Genomic DNA, 17,079 nt, shown 5'->3' with positions numbered 1-17,079 from the left:
GTCTTGAAGAGGTGATCAGATGGAACAGCTCATTGGAATTTTGTTGAAGAACTGGTATCTGGTTATTATAGCATTCGCCTTTTTTTATCAAATTCGAAGTAAGGGCCGGCGAGCGAATCAGGGAACTAAGGCGAGGCCGGGAATGCCTTCCTTTGGCGATGCTCCTAATGGCGCTACACGACCAGTAGAAGCGAAGAAATCAGACCAAAAGGGGTTTGGATCGACTTTGCAATTGGGACACGTGAAAGACGAGTATGGTCGCTCTAACAAAGCTAAGGCGGTCTCGGCTATGCCCACTCAGAAAGAATCTCCATTCGGCTCGCCTACGCAGGTTATTAATGAAAACTCGTCTGTTTACGCAGATGTAATCTCTACACCGAGTCCTTTTCCTGATCAACCGAGCCAAGATCAGCTCCTGCAAGGAATTATGTGGGCTGAAATTCTCGGCCCGCCTAGGTCGAAGAAACCATATCGCAGATAATAGTAGGTAAGAACGCCCTCTCGATTGATCGAGAGGGCGTTCTTTGCTTTGCAGGTTTTTAAAACATAAAACTGGCGCTCTCCGCATAATTTGGTAGAAAGTCTCTGCGCTTTTTCTGTATTTATGATCATCTAGTTAGAGGGGGTACTCCCAGCTATGCGTCGCTTGACCCGCAAATGGAACCAGTTCACGGCCAAAATCCTTGATCTTCCTCAGGATGTGGTACAGGACTTGCCGCGAATTACGATGATCGGCAACGTACAGCTTTATGTAGAGAATCATCGGGGTGTACTTCATTTTTCAAGTGAAAACTTGAAGCTCGAATTAACGAAAGGAACGCTAGAAGTGTTCGGAAAGCAGTTAGTTATTCGAGCTATTCTTTCAGAAGAAGTGTTTATTGAAGGCTTGATCGATAATGTGAAATATGAACCATAGATGAAGTATAGAAAGTATGGACTGAGAACAGGAGGCTGAGTCATGAAACAATCCCTTTTCATTGCTCGTTTGCGAGGTTATGTACGCATTCAAATACGAGGTGAAGGTTGTGAAAGATTAATTAATCCCATGATGGAGAAGGGCTTCTCCATATGGGATATTCAAGCTGGAGATAAGGGGAAGATTGAGCTTTTTATCCTGATCAAAGATTTTTTCAGACTTCGACCGCTCCTGAAACGGACAGGCTGCCGAGTGCATGTTACGGAAAGGCACGGGCTGCCTTTTTTTATGGACAGACTGGGCCGTAGAAAGGTTTTTTTTGCAGGAATGGCTGCTTTCATCATAGGTCTTTATTTATTGACTTCGCTCGTATGGCAAGTTAGTGTGGAAGGGAATGATCGTATCTCTGAGTCGGAAATTTTGCAAGCTGCTTCCAAACAGGGCATACATACGTTTCAATGGAAGTTTAAGTTGAAGAAAGCGGAGGATTTATCGCGCGAAATTCAAGGAATGCTGCCGCAAGCCGCTTGGGTTGGGGTCGAAATTCGCGGTACACATATCACAATCAAGGTTGTCGAAGCGACCATTCCTGATAAGGGACCGCTTATGAATCCTAGGAATTTGGTTGCTGCCAAAAACGCGCTCGTTACCGAGATTTTATCAGATAAAGGCAAACCCATGGTGAAGCCGAATACGTATGTGCGAAAAGGGGACGTGCTTATCTCGGGAACCATTGGCGATGAACAAAATAGCCAAGTCGTGGTTGCAAGTGGTAAAGTAAAGGGCATCGTTTGGTATACCTCCCGAATAGAAACTCCGCTTACGAAAACATATAGAGTATATTCAGGTGAAGCTATGGCTCGCAACTATTTAGTTTTTGGGACAAGAGCACTGCAAGTAAGCGGTTATGGTAAGCAGAAATTCGAACATTTCGAAACGATTCCAGAGCGAAAAACGCTGGCTTGGCGGTCTTTTTCACTTCCCCTCGGTTGGCTTCATGAAAAGGTGATGGAGGTTCAAATTGTAGAGGAACCTATTGATCCAGCGAATGCTAAAAAGGCGGGCTTAGAGCAGGCTAAAGCTAAATTACTTGGAACCGAAGGAGCAGATGCTAGAATTGTCGACGAAAAAATTTTGCATGAAAAAACAGAGAATGGTAAAATTTATATAGACGTGCATTTTGAAGTCGAAGAAAATATCGCCGAAGAACAACCAATTGTGATACGAGGAGAATGAGGCCTGTTGGTAGAATACGCGCAATCTGTGAAAATAACATTGAAAAATCCGGTTGAGGGTCTAGCCTTGTTCGGACCGCAGGATAAATTTCTGCATGTCATCGAAAGGGAGATTCCTGCACAAATCTATACGCGTGAAGCCGAAATAACGATACAAGGGGCTGCTGCGGAAGTGAACTCACTTCAGCAGCTTTTTGAGGTTCTCCTACAGCTCATCCGTAATAATTATACGTTGACAGAGCGGGATGTTTTGTATGCGGTTGAACTTGCGAAGCAGATGAAAACCGACCAATTACTTGATTTGTTCAAAGGTGAAATTACAACAACACATAAGGGTAAGCCTATACGTGTCAAAACGATCGGACAACGGAAGTATGTCGAGACGATTAAGAAGAAAGATATCGTCTTCGGAATTGGACCCGCAGGAACAGGTAAAACCTATTTAGCTGTTGTGCTAGCCGTGACGAGGCTTAAAGAAGGGGCCGTCAAAAGGATTGTATTAACGCGCCCTGCTGTTGAGGCTGGGGAAAGTCTGGGCTTTCTGCCGGGGGACTTGCAGGAAAAAGTTGACCCCTATTTACGCCCATTGTATGATGCTCTTAATGATGTCCTTGGACCTGAGCAGGTAGCCAAGTCATTAGAACGAGGACTTATTGAGATTGCGCCACTGGCTTATATGCGTGGTAGAACGTTGGATGATTCTTTCATCATTCTGGATGAGGCGCAAAATACAACGCCTGAACAAATGAAAATGTTTCTGACAAGACTTGGTTTCGGTTCCAAAATGGTGATTACCGGGGACGTTACGCAAATTGATTTACCGCGCGGCAAATCGTCCGGTCTCGTAGAAGCAAACCGCATTCTCCGTGATATCGAGGAACTTGGCTTTATTTATTTTGATGAGCAGGATGTGGTTCGACATTCACTTGTTCAGAAAATCATTGTTGCTTACAATGCTGAAAATGATAAGTAACTGAGCAGGGTTGTTAGTTAGAGAGGAATGACCTTCCGTGAAGAAAAATGAAGTGCAAATGAAAGGCAAATTTCATTACCAGCTGAACGGATGGAAATACAGTACAGGTATACGGGTACTGTTGTTTCTCTTGCTGGCGTTAATTTTTTATATGTCCCTTTACGTTAAGCTTGTGCCTCAAGTTTATGATATTGTTTTAGGAACTACGAGTGAAAAAACCATTTATGCTCCTAGACAAATTGAAAACGCAATTGCTACTGAACAAGCGAAAGAAGACGCTGCTAAGCACGTCCAACCCGTTTATCGAATTGTAAATCTCAAAAATGATACGATTATTGATGTTATTTATGATAAATTATTGCAAATCAATGCGGATGAAGAAGTGAAATTCGATGACAAAGTCAGCATTTATCGTCGAGCAATTCCACAGCTAATCAGCGATATGCAGAATCAGTCTATTAAATCACTTCGTATCAGCGGTCAATATAACGAGTTATTGCTTGAACAGATCCAGCAGGGGCTTGCCGAACAGAATTACCCGCTGCCGGAGGAAACTTATTTTAAGCTTCCAAGGCTGACCAAGGATGATTTAGCGGCCATGCGTCCTGTGACGAAAGACATCATTTACAAATTGATGAATGATCAAATCTTGGATGCGCAGACGGCCCGAGCTAAAGTTGCTGAGCTTGTAAATACATCGAACCTGACGAAAAATACATCCCGTGAAATGGTTACCGAAATCGCAAGAGCCCTCATAACGCCGAATAAATTTTTTGATCAAAAGGGCACCGAGGATGCAAAAGGACAAGCTAGAGAGAGCGTGAAACCGGTATACATCAATAAGAACGATGTTCTCGTTAAGGTTGGGGATGTCATAACGGAAGAGATATACGCTAGGCTGGATAAACTAGAGCTTTTGAAGGACAAAGCGAATTATTTGCCACAATTAGGGCTCAGTATTCTTTCGGCTCTCTTGTCATTCGCTATTTATATGTTTGTCCGACAAAGCACATTACCGATCAAATACAATAATTCTCAGCTCGTGATGCTCATTCTTATATTTCTTATCAATGTTATGGGAATGAAACTGATCTCTCTCGTGCAAAATTTAGATTATCCTTATATTGGTTATCTGGCTCCGACTGCGTTAGGAAGCATCCTGATTGCCATTTTACTGGATGCTCCGCTAGCGTTCATTGCATCGGTCTTATTCTCCTTAATGGCTAGTATTATCTTTAACACGGAGCATGTGTTGCTTTTTGACTACCGTTTCGGATTAGTTAGCTTAGCTATTTGTTTTAGTGCCGTGTTTACGATTCAAAGGGCAAGCCAACGGGCTACCATTCTGAAAGCTGGTCTCATGATTGCCTTCTTCTCCATGTTAACGATTACATCGATGCTGTTGATGGAAGATCATTTCCAGAAGAGAGAAGCCCTTCTGTCGCTTTCTTTCGCGGCTGCAGGCGGATTATTAACGGTTGTGTTCGTTATTGGGCTGCTGCCCTTTTTCGAGGTCGCATTCGGTATTCTATCTCCGCTGAAATTGGTGGAGCTCTCAAATCCGAATCATCCTTTACTGCGCAAGCTGCTTACGGAGACACCGGGGACCTATCATCACAGTGTCATGGTGGGGAATTTGTCGGAGGCCGCGGCTGAATCCATCGGAGCCGACGGGCTGCTGTGCCGAGTTGGTTCTTATTATCATGATATTGGCAAAACAAAGCGCCCAAGCTACTTTATTGAAAATCAAACGAATATTGAGAATCCGCATGATCGAATTGATCCGAATTTAAGTAAGTCCATCATCATAGCGCATCCTCGTGATGGCGTTGAAATGCTTAAGGATTTCAAAATGCCTAAGCCGATAAGAGACATTGCTGAACAGCATCATGGGACGACTCTGCTGCACTTTTTCTATCTTAAAGCGGTGAAACAAGCCGAAGAAGACGGCAGTGAGAAAGAAATCCGCGAAGAGGATTTTCGTTACCCAGGTCCCAAAGCGCAATCCAAAGAAGCAGCAATTGTAGGGATTGCGGATAGTGTGGAAGCAGCTGTTCGATCACTGCGTAATCCGACGCTTGAACAAATCGATTCAATGGTGCACAAAATTATTAAGTCCCGTTTGGACGACGGACAATTTAATGAGTGTGATCTCACGCTCAAAGAACTCGATAAGATTGCCAAAACATTAAACGAAACCTTGTTAGGGATCTTTCACTCAAGGATCGAATATCCAAGTGAGCTTGCTCCAAAGAAGTCAGGGGCTTGATGATATCTACGACAAATTAAAGGAGGGCACATAATGGCAAGTATGGATTTAACGTTAGAGTGGAGCAGTGAGCAAGAAGTGAAAGAAATCACGACTGCATTTATTGAAAAGCTTGAAGAGCTGCTGCGCTTAGCAGGCGAGCTTGAAGGCGTTACGGAGGGGGAAGTTGCCCTTACATTCGTAGACGATGAAGCGATTCAAGATCTTAATAAACAGTACCGTGACTTAGATAAACCGACCGATGTTCTCTCGTTTGCAATGAGCGAGTTCGGAGAGGATGAAATTCGTATCAACTACGAGGATGAGGGTGAAGACGACCTAGATGATCTTCAAGACGGTGAGACGGTGTCTGAAGGGTTCATTGAGCCTTTAGGCGATATTATCATTTCGGTTCCCCGTGCCATCGCTCAGGCCGAAGATTATGGACATTCCGTTGAGCGTGAGCTCGGATTTCTATTCGTTCATGGATTCCTGCACTTGATCGGCTATGATCACCAAAGTGAAGAGGAAGAGAAGAGAATGTTTGCTAAGCAGGAGGACATTTTGCAGAAGGCAGGTTTGACACGCTAATGTCGGACGGCTTCAGTAAATGGCGCAGGAGCTTCCGGTATGCCTATGAAGGAATCAAATATGCTTTAGATACGCAGCGTAATATGAAATTCCATTTTTGCGTTGCTTTTCTTGTTTTATTGGCAGCGCTACTTATCCATTTACCCAAAACGGACATTCTGTTTATTCTGCTGGCGGTAACTCTAATGATTGTTACTGAGCTCATCAATACGGCTGTGGAGAAAACAGTGGATCTGGCTATGCCAGAGCGCCATCCGTTAGCCAAAATTGCGAAGGACGTCGCCGCGGCGTCCGTATTGGTGTCCGCAGGTTTCGCAGTGATTGTAGGCATGATTGTATTCTATGAGCCTATCGATCACTTGCTGCGAAATTCAAGAATGCATGATACTCCGGTATCCGCGGGAACGATATGGATCCTTATTGCCCTTGTTGTTTTGACAGTTATCGTGATTGAAACACGTTTCTCAGATAAAGGGAAATTGGTGCGCCCTAGCTTGTTGACGGCTATTTCCTTCGCAATTGCGACTGTCATTACGATTTTCGTCTCGCAAACGATAGTTGCACTGCTTGCATACACGCTCTCTGCACTTATTTTTATTATGCTGTACGACAAAAGAAAGAGACCATTTCCAGCACTAATTCTTGGAGCACTCATTGGTATCATGGTCACAATCCTCGCTTTTTCCTGCCTTAACATGCTATAACGTTAATATAAAATGAAAGTAGGTTGATGGCTATGAATCAACAAGAACTCATTCAACACGCGAAAGAAGCGATGAAAAGAGCCTATACGCCTTATTCGAATTTTCAAGTGGGTGCGGCGCTTCTGGATGCGAACGGTCATGTACATTATGGCTGTAATGTAGAAAATGCCGCGTACGGACCGACCAACTGCGCTGAGCGAACTGCGTTATTTCGTGCAATCGCGGATGGTCATAAGGCAGGTTCCTTTCAAGCTATAGCGGTTATGGGAGACACAGAAGGTCCAATTTCGCCATGCGGCGTTTGCCGCCAGGTATTGGTGGAATTATGTGAACCGAAAATGCCAGTTTACCTTGGGAATCTTAAAGGGGATTTTGCAGAAACAACCGTATCTGCCCTATTACCGGGCGCTTTCACAACGAAAGATTTGCATGTAAATGGAGGATAACTAGAAGTGGCTAAAAAAGAATTTAAATCAGGCTTTGTCGCTATCATCGGACGTCCAAACGTTGGGAAATCAACGCTGATGAACCAAATCATCGGGCAAAAAATTGCTATCATGTCAGATAAGCCTCAGACAACAAGAAACAAAATTCATGGGGTTTATACATCCAACAACGGCCAAATTGTTTTCCTGGATACGCCAGGTATTCATAAACCGACTTCCAAATTAGGCGATTACATGAGTAAAGTGGCGCATGGGACGCTTGGGGAAGTAGATGCGGTGCTGTTTTTGGTTGATGTTGCCGAAGGGATTGGCGGCGGTGACCGCTATATTATCGAGCAGCTAAAGCATGTTGAAACACCCGTCATTCTGGTGTTAAACAAAATTGACCTTGTTCAGCCTGAAGCGCTGCTGGCGATTATTACAAATTACAAAGATTTGTATAACTTTGCTGAAATCGTGCCGGTTTCTGCGCTCAAGGGTAACAATGTAACAACACTGTTGGAACAAATTGTTCGCTATTTGCCGGAAGGTCCGCAGTACTACCCAGCCGACCAAATTACAGATCACCCGGAACAATTCGTATGTGCTGAACTCGTACGTGAGAAAATCTTACATTTAACACGGGAAGAAATTCCACATTCCATTGCCGTCCAGATTGAAGACATGCGTGTCGAGCCCAATGGTGTAGTCCATATTTCTGCAGTTATATTTGTTGAGCGAGATTCGCAAAAAGGTATCGTCATTGGTAAACAAGGAAGTTTACTCAAAGAAATTGGAAGGCAGGCTCGCCGTGATATCGAGACGCTGCTTGGTTCCAAAACTTTCTTGGAACTGTGGGTTAAAGTGAAAAAAGACTGGAGAAATCAAGACAGAGTTCTACGTGATCTTGGCTTCCGTCACGACTAACAGGTTTTTCCCTAACAGTTCCAGTTTTTATTTCGCATAGAGAAGCTTCCTCTGCGCATCCTAAGAACATCACGTTCAATGGGGAGGATGCTGAACATGAAAGATTTTTCGTGGACGTATTTTTCAAAGACCGGTGATGTAGATGCCTATCTGCTGTACAAACAAGTTTCCGGAGAACCGGGTATGGACACTGATGTACAGGAAGAGGATCAAAGTAACGAAGAGCCGCTCGAAGGTCTGAATATGTAAATTCATATTCATTAGCGAGTAAGTTCAGAGCGGCATTCATGGGGGAAGTCATTTGCTGCGCAGCGTACAGGGGATTGTACTCCGTAGTATGGACTATGGAGAGGGAAATAAGATCATTAGTTTATTCACCCCCGAGCTGGGTAAGGTTGGTGTCATGGCTCGGGGCGCTAAGAAAGTGAAAAGTCGACATGCCGCCGTTACGCAGCTTTTTACGTACGGCGATTTTGTTTTTTTCACAACAAAGGGGTCAGATGGGGTCCCTGAATAGTGCTGAGATTATCGAAGCCCATCATGCTTTGCGAGAAGATTTACATATGTCTGCACATGCTTCCTATTTGGTGGAGATGACAGACCGGATGCTTGGTGACGAAGAGGGCAGCACTTATATATTTGAGCAGTTGAAAGCTGGACTAATGGCTATTGAAGAGGGCAAGGACATGCAGATCGTCGTTCACCTCTATGAAATGAAGATGTTTGATCTAGCCGGTTATCTCCCTGTGACTAATGCTTGTGTCTCCTGTGGAGAAACTTCGGGGATTACGACCTTTAGCCCTGCAATGGGTGGGACATTATGTGCTCGCTGTCGATACAAAGATACTGCGGCTATTCCGATCGGTGAAGGAGCGCTTAAGCTTCTGAAAATATTTCCTCGCATGGATATGCGCAGACTTGGTGCCGTTCAGGTAAAGGAAGAAACGAAAGTGCAGTTGAAGACCTGTATGCGCGCTTATATGGATATTCATATTGGTGTTCAGTGGAAATCCAGAGGCTTTATTGAACAAATGGAAAAATACAATATATAGTGATCATGTCTAATTTGACATGTGATTTCGGCTTTGATATGATGTGGTGGAAATCACCTCGCCCTTGTGCTGTCCGCATATCGGTGAGGTTTTTCTCATGCTTTCGTTCTGTTTGCGTCTACTTTACATACAAATGACTAATGTAGGGCCTCGTCCCTGCTGAAAGGGGCTTAGGGAAATGGACCACCCACTACCTACTCGTGTATATGTTGTTTCAGATTCAGTTGGTGAAACGGGAGAATCTGTCGTGCGTGCCGCTGCGATGCAGTTTCATCCTGTACCCGTTGAAATTATGAGAGCTCCTTTTATCCATGATTTTGAAGGAATAGATAAAGTCATCAATGCGATTAGAATACATGGCGGTATTGTCGTTTTTACTTTGGTTATTCCTGAATTGCGTGACGATCTCATTGCCAAGGCGAAGGAGTACGATATCCCGCATATTGACTTGCTTGGGCCGATTGTTGCTACCTTAGGGCTAGCATTACACCAAGAGCCTCGCAGACAACCGGGAATGATTCATCCGCTCGATGAGGATTATTTCAAAAAAGTTGAAGCAGTTGAATTCGCGGTTAAATATGATGACGGTCGTGATTTTAGCGGCATACAAAAAGCGGACATCATCTTATTGGGCGTCTCTCGTACGTCCAAAACACCCTTATCTATGTACTTGGCGCATAAAAGATTTAAAGTCGCTAATGTTCCATTGGTACCTGAAATGCAGCCGCCTGCTGCCATTTATACGGTTCCAAAGGATAAGATCATTGGATTGCGGATCGACCCGGATAAATTGAATGTCATACGCCAAGAACGGCTTCGGACATTAGGGCTTGCAGAAAATGCAACCTACGCCAATGTAGAACGTATTAAAATAGAACTGGCTTTTGCTGACAAAATTATGAGCAAAATCGGTTGCGTCATCTTTGATGTTTCCAACCGTGCCGTTGAGGAGACAGCAAGTTTAATCATGGACCATATCGAACGAGTCCAGTAAGGTTTTATGTTTTCCCTTGCAGGATTTTTTGTAAGTCCATCGTATATAATAGTACGGTGAGATTTCGTTTAGAAAGCAGGGGCTGAACTGTATGCGAGCGAGAAATATTATCGTTGATGCCGATGCTTGTCCTGTAAAATCCGAAATTGAGCAAGCAGGTAGGCAGTTTGGTGTACAAGTTGTGCTAGTTGCTTCTTTCGATCATCGGATGAAGGAGAACCCTGGCGTGAAGGTCGTTCAAGTGGACCGTTCCGATCAATCTGTCGATTTATATATTGCCAATCAGATTCAGCAAGGTGATATTTTGGTGACACAAGATTTTGGACTCGCCGCCTTAGGATTGGCTAAGGGATCTATTTGCTTAACGAATCGAGGGCAGGAATATACCGATAGTTCGATTGATTTCCTATTGGACCGTCGCCACTCATCGGCGAAAATGCGTAGAAGCGGAAAGCATTCGAAGGGGCCAAAACCTTTTACAGAGGCAGATCGTCAAAATTTTCTACATGGTTTGACAAAACTTTTAAAATATTTGCAGGAAATCGAAAACAAGTAGCGAATAGTAATTAGTCGGAAAAGCGACCTGAATTGTAGGTGGAACAAAAATGAGGTACGGACGCATACCTGAAGAGGTCATTGAGGCTGTACTTAAGCGCCATGACATTGTTGATGTCATTGGTAGGCACGTACATTTGAGCAAGCAAGGGCATTATATGAAGGGGCTATGCCCGTTCCACTCTGAGAAAAGTCCTTCTTTCACTGTCACACCCGAAAAACAAATTTATCGTTGTTTTGGTTGTAATGTGGGTGGGAATTTGATTCGATTTGTAATGGAAATCGAAGGACTTAGCTTCTCCGAGGCCGTTAACAAGCTGGCTGAAGAAGCGGATATCCCAATCACTTGGGAAGAAGCAACTGAAGAGCAAAATGAGCAGCAGCAAGAGAAATCAACCTTGTTAAAAGCTTATGATTTTACTGCGAAATTGTATCATTATATTCTTGGCAACACGGAGCAAGGCAAAGTGGCTAAAGGTTATTTGGCCTCAAGAGGAATATCGGATAAGCTGATCGATACCTTCCAAATTGGTTATGCACCGGCCATGTGGGACACACTCGTTCAACAGCTAGATAAACGAGAGTTCGACTTAGCCCTGATGGAGAAGGGCGGTTTAATCTCTGCCAAACATGAAGGTAACGGTTATGTAGATAAATTCCGGGAACGCATCATGTTCCCTATTTGCGACTCTACTGGCAAAGTTATCGCATTCGGAGGCAGATCAATGGGCGATGTGCAGCCCAAATATTTAAATAGTCCGGAATCCATTCTCTTTAATAAAAGTCGGACGATGTACAACCTACATCTGGCTAGACCCAATATGCGTAAGCTTCAACAAGCAGTTCTCTTTGAAGGTTATGTGGATGTCATCAAAGCATGGGAAGCGGGAATAAGTAATGGTGTCGCCACGATGGGGACAGCATTAACGAAGGAACATGCCGCTCTGCTGAACCGTAACGCCGATCAAATCGTCGTATGTTACGACGGAGATAACGCGGGACAATCAGCTGCATTCAAAAGCATTCCTATACTAGAAGAGACAGGCAGCCGAGTCACGGTAGCTATGCTGCCAGATGGCAAGGATCCAGATGATTATGTAAGAAACTATGGTTTTGACCGATTCGTACGGGAGATTATTGAACCAGCCGTACCATCGATGAAATATAAGCTATTGTACATCCGCAAAAATTTTAAGTTGCATGAGGACGGTGACAGACTTCGTTATCTGCAATCCGCTGTGAAATTAATCAGTCATCTTCAATCTCCAATGGAACGTGAACATTATTTGAAACAGTTGGCTTCTGAATTCCCGGAATCTTCGTATGAAGCGATGAAGTTAGACCTTCACGAAATCTTGCTGCAATCGGAAAAAAACCGACCAGAGGGGGATAATAAACCAATTCTGTGGAATAATGTTATGAATAATGGGAGAACAGTGGAACGAACACTCAAAAAAACACCTTCTCTTTTGCCCGCTTATCATAATGCAGAACGGTTAATTTTGGCGGTAATGATGCATGACCGTGACGTCTGCGCACAAGTGGAAGCACAATTAGGTGATCAATTCAATGTTGAAGCTCACGCAGTCTTAGCTGCTTATTTATATGCTTACTACGCTCAGAATGCTGAGCCGGATGCAAGCCGATACATTGCCATGCTGCAAGACGAACAGCTGGAGAGCTTGGCTAGTTCCATTGTAATGATGGGTGCTGGTCATGGAATTAACGAACAAGTGATTGACGACTATATTCGCCAAATTCGCAAAGTTCCAATGCAAGAAGAAGTTGAACGTAAGAAAGAAGAACGAGTTCGTGCTGAACGCGCGGGCGACCATCTTAGAGCTGCACAAATTGCTATTGAAATTATTGCCCTAGAAAAACGATTGAAGTCAACTTAGAATTACTGCAATGACTAGGGAGGAGGGAGTCCGTACCATGGCGAATGATCAGCGTACAGAACTAGAGACAGAATTGACCCTGGACCAGGTGAAAGACCAGCTTATTGAGCAAGGGAAAAAGCGGTCCTCACTAACTTACAAGGATATTATGGAGAAATTAGCTCCCTTTGATCAGGATCCTGAACAAATCGATGAGTTTTTCGAACAGCTTTCGGAGCAAGGGATCGACGTAGGGAACGAATCCGATGAGGATTCTATGAATCCAGAAGAAAATGAGCGCGATGAATTTAACTTCGATGATGATCTGGCCTTACCGCCAGGGATTAAGATTAATGATCCAGTTCGGATGTATTTGAAAGAAATTGGTCGAGTACCGCTTCTTTCCGCGGAAGATGAAGTAGGGTTAGCCAAACGGATTGAAAATGGGGACGAAGAAGCGAAGAGACGTTTAGCAGAAGCTAACCTTAGACTCGTTGTTAGTATCGCCAAAAGGTATGTAGGTCGCGGCATGCTGTTCCTAGATTTGATTCAAGAAGGTAATATGGGGCTTATTAAAGCTGTGGAAAAGTTTGACCATACCAAAGGATATAAGTTTAGTACGTATGCGACTTGGTGGATTCGTCAGGCGATTACCCGTGCCATTGCTGACCAAGCGAGAACGATACGTATTCCGGTACATATGGTCGAAACGATTAATAAACTGATCCGCGTTTCCCGTCAATTGCTGCAAGAATTAGGGCGCGAACCTACGCCGGAAGAGATTGCTAAAGAGATGGATTTGAGCACAGATAAAGTACGTGAAATCATGAAGATTGCACAAGAGCCTGTGTCGTTAGAAACACCGATTGGTGAGGAAGACGATTCCCACTTGGGAGATTTCATTGAGGATCAAGAAGCGTTAGCTCCAGCTGATGCTGCCGCGTATGAGCTTCTGAAGGAACAGCTTGAGGACGTTCTAGATACGTTGACGGAAAGAGAAGAGAATGTACTCCGCTTACGTTTTGGTTTAGATGATGGACGTACACGTACGCTTGAAGAAGTAGGTAAAGTATTCGGTGTTACACGTGAACGGATTCGTCAGATTGAAGCCAAAGCTTTGCGGAAGTTGAGACACCCTAGCCGCAGCAAACGATTAAAGGATTTCTTGGAATAAAGACGCTGTGAGAGGGCCCTGCCATATTCGGCGGGGTCTTTTTTATTTTGAAACTACTACTAAAGCCAAAGGACGAATTCACCGATAAAGTAGCTAGGAAGGTGAGCGAATAAATGGATGCAGAGAAACGTAAATTGATTGTAAAGGAAATCCATCATTGGCGCAGAAGCAAATTGCTTCCTGAGCATTATTGTGATTTCCTAATGAATTTGTATGTGGATGAATCAACGCCTAAACATACTTCATTAATGGGGGTATCCGCATCCTCGGTAGCAAACAGTAATTGGAAAATATGGTTGGCCATCATGGCGGTGATTGCCGCTCTGGCCTTATCTGCTCTTAATTTTAACTCTTTTGGATTGCCAATGCAAATTGGAATTTCCACGCTTTTTGTCATCATTTGTTATGGATTTGCATATCGGTATTATCAGAAAGCACCTGTTATTTCTTATTTGCTCTGTGGTGTTTCTTCGATTGCTTTGCTTTTTGTCGGTCTGTATTTATTAGATTTATACGCTGTGAGTTCTGATAATGCCTATGTTGGTTATTTAGCCTTTTGTAGTAGTATCTGGTTGTTTAATGGGTTGGTAGGCCGAATGGCCATTTTCCAGATATGTGGATGGCTGGGGCTAGTGGGTACATATGGGTGGCTATTACTGCACAAGCTGGAGAGCCCTGGGTGGTTCTCACTTGAAATTAGTTGGATTCCGGTTAGTATTGTACTTATATGGATGGCTTGGCTTGCGCATCATACGAATAAGCAAGCAGCTAGTGTGCTGTTGTTAGTTGGAAGTATCGTTTGGTTTGCTCCTGAAGTGATGACGTTTCTGACAGATGTCGATATGAGCTCTCGTCTCATTCAATTATCGTTTACAGGAAAGTTAGTTTCTGCAGGTGTGGCATTATTTTTGCTGCGTAAAAAATGGGTAGAGTGGGTAATGTAACATATGGTGAAATTATCGAAAAGACTGCAAATGATTGCAGATCGAGTTCCATTAGGATCAAAGGTAGCGGACATTGGTTCCGATCATGCCCTATTGCCAACGTATTTGGCACAACAGGGTATTATTTTGTTTGCTGTGGCTGGCGAGGTGAATCCAGGGCCTTTTGAAGCGGCAACTCGGCAGGTTCTTGAAAGTGGATTGTCTAAGAAAATCAGTGTAAGATCCGGTGATGGACTCGCCGTTATTGATGCTGGAGAAGTGAATGTCATTACGATTGCCGGAATGGGCGGAAGTTTGATGGCAAGTATATTGGAAGCTGGAAAGCATAAGCTGCAAGGCGTCACTCATCTTATTTTGCAGCCCAATGTCGGTGAAGATCATGTGCGACGTTGGTTGCTGCAGCAGGGCTGGAAGCTAGAATCCGAAACGATTCTAGAGGAAGACGGCAAGATTTATGAGATTTTGACAGCCATAGCTGTGCCGGATGAGGAAAAACATACTTTAGAGGTTCTTTACGCTGAACGTCAGCTGCCAGGTGGGGTAAGGGTATCGAAGGAACGCTTGCTCCAAATGGGGCCTTACTTCATTAGCGAGGCTCCAGAAGTATGGTTCACCAAGTGGGAAAGCGAACTGAAAAAGCTAGCCATGATTAAAGGGCAACTCCAGCTTTCTTCAGCTGAAGCGTCAGTAGTGAAGGCGGAGCAGGTCGGTCAAGAAATGAAGGAAATAAAGGAGGTACTCGCTTGTTTGCAAAAGGTCAAACCGTAATCCAGCTGTTTGAACAGCTGGCGCCGAAGCATTATGCGATGCCTGATGATAAAATAGGTTTACAGCTAGGGTCTCTGCAGAAGGAAATCCATAAAGTCCTCGTAGCCTTGGATGTCACCGATGAAGTGGTTGAAGAAGCGATTCAGCAAGGTGCTAATCTCATTATTGCTCATCATGCGATTATTTTCAGACCGCTCGCTCATCTGCAAACGGATACGCCTGCTGGTCGTTTATATGAAAAATTAATTAAGCACGACATCGCTGTCTATATCGCTCATACGAATTTGGATGTAGCTGAGGGCGGCGTGAACGATATGATGGCGGATAAGCTCGGTTTGACGGAGCTTACTCATTTAGAGGATGTGCACACGGAGAAGCTGCAAAAGCTGGTTGTTTTCGTCCCTGAGACGCATCACCAGGCTGTGCTGGATGCCCTTTTCACCGCGGGAGCGGGTGGAATCGGGCAGTACAGCCACTGCAGCTTCAACATCCCCGGAACGGGGACATTCCTGCCGCAGGAAGGGACGCACCCGTTTATCGGGGAAGTAGGCAAGCTTGAACGCGTACAGGAAGTACGCGTAGAGACCATCGTAACCGCCAGCGTCCAGCGCAAGGCGGTTCAGGCTCTAATGAAGGCCCACCCCTACGAGGAGGTGGCCTATGACCTCTACCCGATGGACCTCAAGGGTAGAGTGTTCGGTTTGGGCCGCGTGGGCAAGCTGCCCGCGGCCACGACGCTTCGCGAGCTAACGGAGCTCGCGAAGCAGGTGTTCGACGTGCCGACGGTGCGCGTCGTCGGAGATTTGGAACGGCCCATCCGTAAGGTGGCCGTTCTGGGGGGCTCTGGCGGCCGCTATATGCGGCACGCCTTGTTTGCAGGCGCCGATGTGCTGGTCACCGGCGACATCGACTATCACACCGCGCACGATGCGCTTGCGGCGGGTTTGACTTTGATCGACGTTGGACATAACGTCGAGAAGATCATGAAGCGCGGCGTGGCCGATTATCTCGCCGCGCAGTTGGTCAAGACGGACACGCAGGTGCTGGCTTCCGAGGTGGATACAGAACCATTCCAGTTTCTGTAGAGTAGGGTGGAGGGTTCTCGCACAGTCGATTATTTGCAGCCTTGATAACTTCATGACTTGCAAATGGTATTTGAGGAAACGATCAGCAGTTGTATTTCAAAGGCATTCTTAGTATACTAGCAAATGCACCGGAAAGTTTGACAGACAATCGCTGGCTGTGGGTAAGCCACAGCGAGAGGAAAGTCCGGGCTCCATAAGGCAGGGTGCTGGATAACGTCCAGTCAACGCGAGTTGAAGGATAGGGCCACAGAAATGGACCGCCGATGGTTTCCCGCAAGGGATTCACAGGCAAGGGTGGAACCGTGGTGTAAGAGACCACGAGGTTCTATGGTGACATAGATCCTGGTAAACCCCACTTGGAGCAAGACCTAGAGGAACGCAAGCCGCTTTCGAGGTGGCAGTCTTAGCCTGAGACGCGTTCGGGTTGGTCGCTTGAGCTGTACAGCAATGTATGGCCTAGATAGATGATTGTCACTTCAATGGTGGCAGGGGACAGACGCCCGCTATGACCACTGGAAGTACAGAACCCGGCTTACGGCAAACTTTCCATACTGTCGGTTACCCGCAAGGCTTAGGCCTTGCGGGTATTTAATTTTTCTGGAAGAAAAATA

17 protein-coding genes, 1 other RNA gene and 1 pseudogene are annotated in these 17,079 nt (G+C 45.0%); all 19 read left to right on the top strand.

All coding sequences use genetic code 11. The features are described from left to right. The first annotated feature begins 19 nt into the window (after positions 1–19). On the top strand, positions 20–481 hold the full coding sequence (locus QFZ77_RS27505) for a hypothetical protein (protein WP_307444322.1): 462 nt from the start codon (positions 20–22) through the stop codon (positions 479–481). A gap of 156 nt (positions 482–637) precedes the next feature. Beyond that, entirely contained in the window at positions 638–916 is a 279-nt protein-coding gene (yqfC, locus tag QFZ77_RS27500) for a sporulation protein YqfC (RefSeq protein ID WP_047672305.1), read from the top strand. A 42-nt stretch (positions 917–958) separates the two neighbouring features. Continuing rightward, the gene (gene yqfD, locus QFZ77_RS27495; protein ID WP_307444318.1) at positions 959–2,152 is read left to right on the top strand and encodes a sporulation protein YqfD; all 1,194 of its coding nucleotides are present in this window, start codon (positions 959–961) and stop codon (positions 2,150–2,152) included. 6 nt (positions 2,153–2,158) lie between these two features. Then, positions 2,159–3,124: a PhoH family protein gene (locus QFZ77_RS27490; protein ID WP_307444316.1), complete on the top strand. Its 966-nt coding sequence runs from the start codon at positions 2,159–2,161 to the stop codon at positions 3,122–3,124. A gap of 58 nt (positions 3,125–3,182) precedes the next feature. After that, positions 3,183–5,393 carry an HD family phosphohydrolase gene (locus QFZ77_RS27485; RefSeq protein ID WP_307449894.1) on the top strand — a complete coding sequence of 737 codons (2,211 nt, stop codon included), beginning with the start codon at positions 3,183–3,185 and terminating at the stop codon, positions 5,391–5,393. A gap of 42 nt (positions 5,394–5,435) precedes the next feature. Next, the gene (ybeY, locus tag QFZ77_RS27480) at positions 5,436–5,963 is read left to right on the top strand and encodes an rRNA maturation RNase YbeY (protein ID WP_307449891.1); all 528 of its coding nucleotides are present in this window, start codon (positions 5,436–5,438) and stop codon (positions 5,961–5,963) included. Continuing rightward, positions 5,963–6,667, top strand: coding sequence for a diacylglycerol kinase (locus QFZ77_RS27475; RefSeq protein WP_307444315.1), 705 nt, complete (start codon positions 5,963–5,965; stop codon positions 6,665–6,667). The genes ybeY and QFZ77_RS27475 overlap by 1 nt, the downstream gene beginning before the upstream one ends. Positions 6,668–6,699: 32 nt before the next feature. Beyond that, positions 6,700–7,113, top strand: coding sequence for a cytidine deaminase (gene cdd / locus QFZ77_RS27470; RefSeq protein WP_307444314.1), 414 nt, complete (start codon positions 6,700–6,702; stop codon positions 7,111–7,113). A gap of 6 nt (positions 7,114–7,119) precedes the next feature. Then, on the top strand, positions 7,120–8,019 hold the full coding sequence (era, locus tag QFZ77_RS27465) for a GTPase Era (RefSeq protein WP_057303091.1): 900 nt from the start codon (positions 7,120–7,122) through the stop codon (positions 8,017–8,019). A gap of 96 nt (positions 8,020–8,115) precedes the next feature. After that, positions 8,116–8,268 (top strand): YqzL family protein, encoded by a 153-nt coding sequence (locus tag QFZ77_RS27460; RefSeq protein ID WP_082562144.1) that lies wholly within the window; start codon positions 8,116–8,118, stop codon positions 8,266–8,268. Positions 8,269–8,320: 52 nt separating this feature from the next. Continuing rightward, a pseudogene (gene recO, locus QFZ77_RS27455) lies at positions 8,321–9,071 on the top strand (DNA repair protein RecO). 178 nt (positions 9,072–9,249) lie between these two features. Next, positions 9,250–10,065 (top strand): pyruvate, water dikinase regulatory protein, encoded by an 816-nt coding sequence (locus QFZ77_RS27450; RefSeq protein WP_307444313.1) that lies wholly within the window; start codon positions 9,250–9,252, stop codon positions 10,063–10,065. A gap of 91 nt (positions 10,066–10,156) precedes the next feature. Continuing rightward, positions 10,157–10,621 (top strand): YaiI/YqxD family protein, encoded by a 465-nt coding sequence (locus QFZ77_RS27445; protein WP_307444312.1) that lies wholly within the window; start codon positions 10,157–10,159, stop codon positions 10,619–10,621. 49 nt (positions 10,622–10,670) lie between these two features. Continuing rightward, a complete protein-coding gene (gene dnaG, locus QFZ77_RS27440; RefSeq protein ID WP_307444311.1) occupies positions 10,671–12,518 on the top strand; it encodes a DNA primase in 1,848 nt (615 codons plus the stop codon). Positions 12,519–12,555: 37 nt separating this feature from the next. Continuing rightward, on the top strand, positions 12,556–13,671 hold the full coding sequence (gene rpoD / locus QFZ77_RS27435; protein WP_028558036.1) for an RNA polymerase sigma factor RpoD: 1,116 nt from the start codon (positions 12,556–12,558) through the stop codon (positions 13,669–13,671). A 113-nt stretch (positions 13,672–13,784) separates the two neighbouring features. Further along, positions 13,785–14,615 carry a hypothetical protein gene (locus QFZ77_RS27430; RefSeq protein WP_307444305.1) on the top strand — a complete coding sequence of 277 codons (831 nt, stop codon included), beginning with the start codon at positions 13,785–13,787 and terminating at the stop codon, positions 14,613–14,615. A gap of 3 nt (positions 14,616–14,618) precedes the next feature. Next, a complete protein-coding gene (locus QFZ77_RS27425; RefSeq protein WP_307444303.1) occupies positions 14,619–15,383 on the top strand; it encodes a tRNA (adenine(22)-N(1))-methyltransferase in 765 nt (254 codons plus the stop codon). Next, positions 15,359–16,468 carry a Nif3-like dinuclear metal center hexameric protein gene (locus tag QFZ77_RS27420; protein WP_307444301.1) on the top strand — a complete coding sequence of 370 codons (1,110 nt, stop codon included), beginning with the start codon at positions 15,359–15,361 and terminating at the stop codon, positions 16,466–16,468. The genes QFZ77_RS27425 and QFZ77_RS27420 overlap by 25 nt, the downstream gene beginning before the upstream one ends. Before the next feature lie 132 nt (positions 16,469–16,600). Beyond that, positions 16,601–17,018: RNase P RNA component class A (gene rnpB / locus QFZ77_RS27415), an RNA gene on the top strand. The last annotated feature ends 61 nt before the right edge of the window (positions 17,019–17,079 follow it).

Source organism: Paenibacillus sp. V4I3 (genome assembly GCF_030817215.1).
Classification (GTDB): domain Bacteria; phylum Bacillota; class Bacilli; order Paenibacillales; family NBRC-103111; genus Paenibacillus_E.
This window is presented reverse-complemented; position numbering and strand designations above follow the sequence as displayed.

Excerpts from the sequence above, each read along its gene's own strand:
- QFZ77_RS27505 (WP_307444322.1), top strand. The coding sequence starts at position 20 with ATGGAACAGCTCATTGGAATTTTGTTGAAGAACTGGTATCTGGTTATT.
- yqfC (WP_047672305.1), top strand. The coding sequence starts at position 638 with ATGCGTCGCTTGACCCGCAAATGGAACCAGTTCACGGCCAAAATCCTT.
- yqfD (WP_307444318.1), top strand. The coding sequence starts at position 959 with ATGAAACAATCCCTTTTCATTGCTCGTTTGCGAGGTTATGTACGCATT.
- QFZ77_RS27485 (WP_307449894.1), top strand. The coding sequence starts at position 3,183 with ATGAAAGGCAAATTTCATTACCAGCTGAACGGATGGAAATACAGTACA.
- ybeY (WP_307449891.1), top strand. The coding sequence starts at position 5,436 with ATGGATTTAACGTTAGAGTGGAGCAGTGAGCAAGAAGTGAAAGAAATC.
- QFZ77_RS27475 (WP_307444315.1), top strand. The coding sequence starts at position 5,963 with ATGTCGGACGGCTTCAGTAAATGGCGCAGGAGCTTCCGGTATGCCTAT.
- cdd (WP_307444314.1), top strand. The coding sequence starts at position 6,700 with ATGAATCAACAAGAACTCATTCAACACGCGAAAGAAGCGATGAAAAGA.
- QFZ77_RS27460 (WP_082562144.1), top strand. The coding sequence starts at position 8,116 with ATGAAAGATTTTTCGTGGACGTATTTTTCAAAGACCGGTGATGTAGAT.
- QFZ77_RS27450 (WP_307444313.1), top strand. The coding sequence starts at position 9,250 with ATGGACCACCCACTACCTACTCGTGTATATGTTGTTTCAGATTCAGTT.
- QFZ77_RS27445 (WP_307444312.1), top strand. The coding sequence starts at position 10,157 with ATGCGAGCGAGAAATATTATCGTTGATGCCGATGCTTGTCCTGTAAAA.
- dnaG (WP_307444311.1), top strand. The coding sequence starts at position 10,671 with ATGAGGTACGGACGCATACCTGAAGAGGTCATTGAGGCTGTACTTAAG.
- rpoD (WP_028558036.1), top strand. The coding sequence starts at position 12,556 with ATGGCGAATGATCAGCGTACAGAACTAGAGACAGAATTGACCCTGGAC.
- QFZ77_RS27430 (WP_307444305.1), top strand. The coding sequence starts at position 13,785 with ATGGATGCAGAGAAACGTAAATTGATTGTAAAGGAAATCCATCATTGG.
- QFZ77_RS27425 (WP_307444303.1), top strand. The coding sequence starts at position 14,619 with ATGGTGAAATTATCGAAAAGACTGCAAATGATTGCAGATCGAGTTCCA.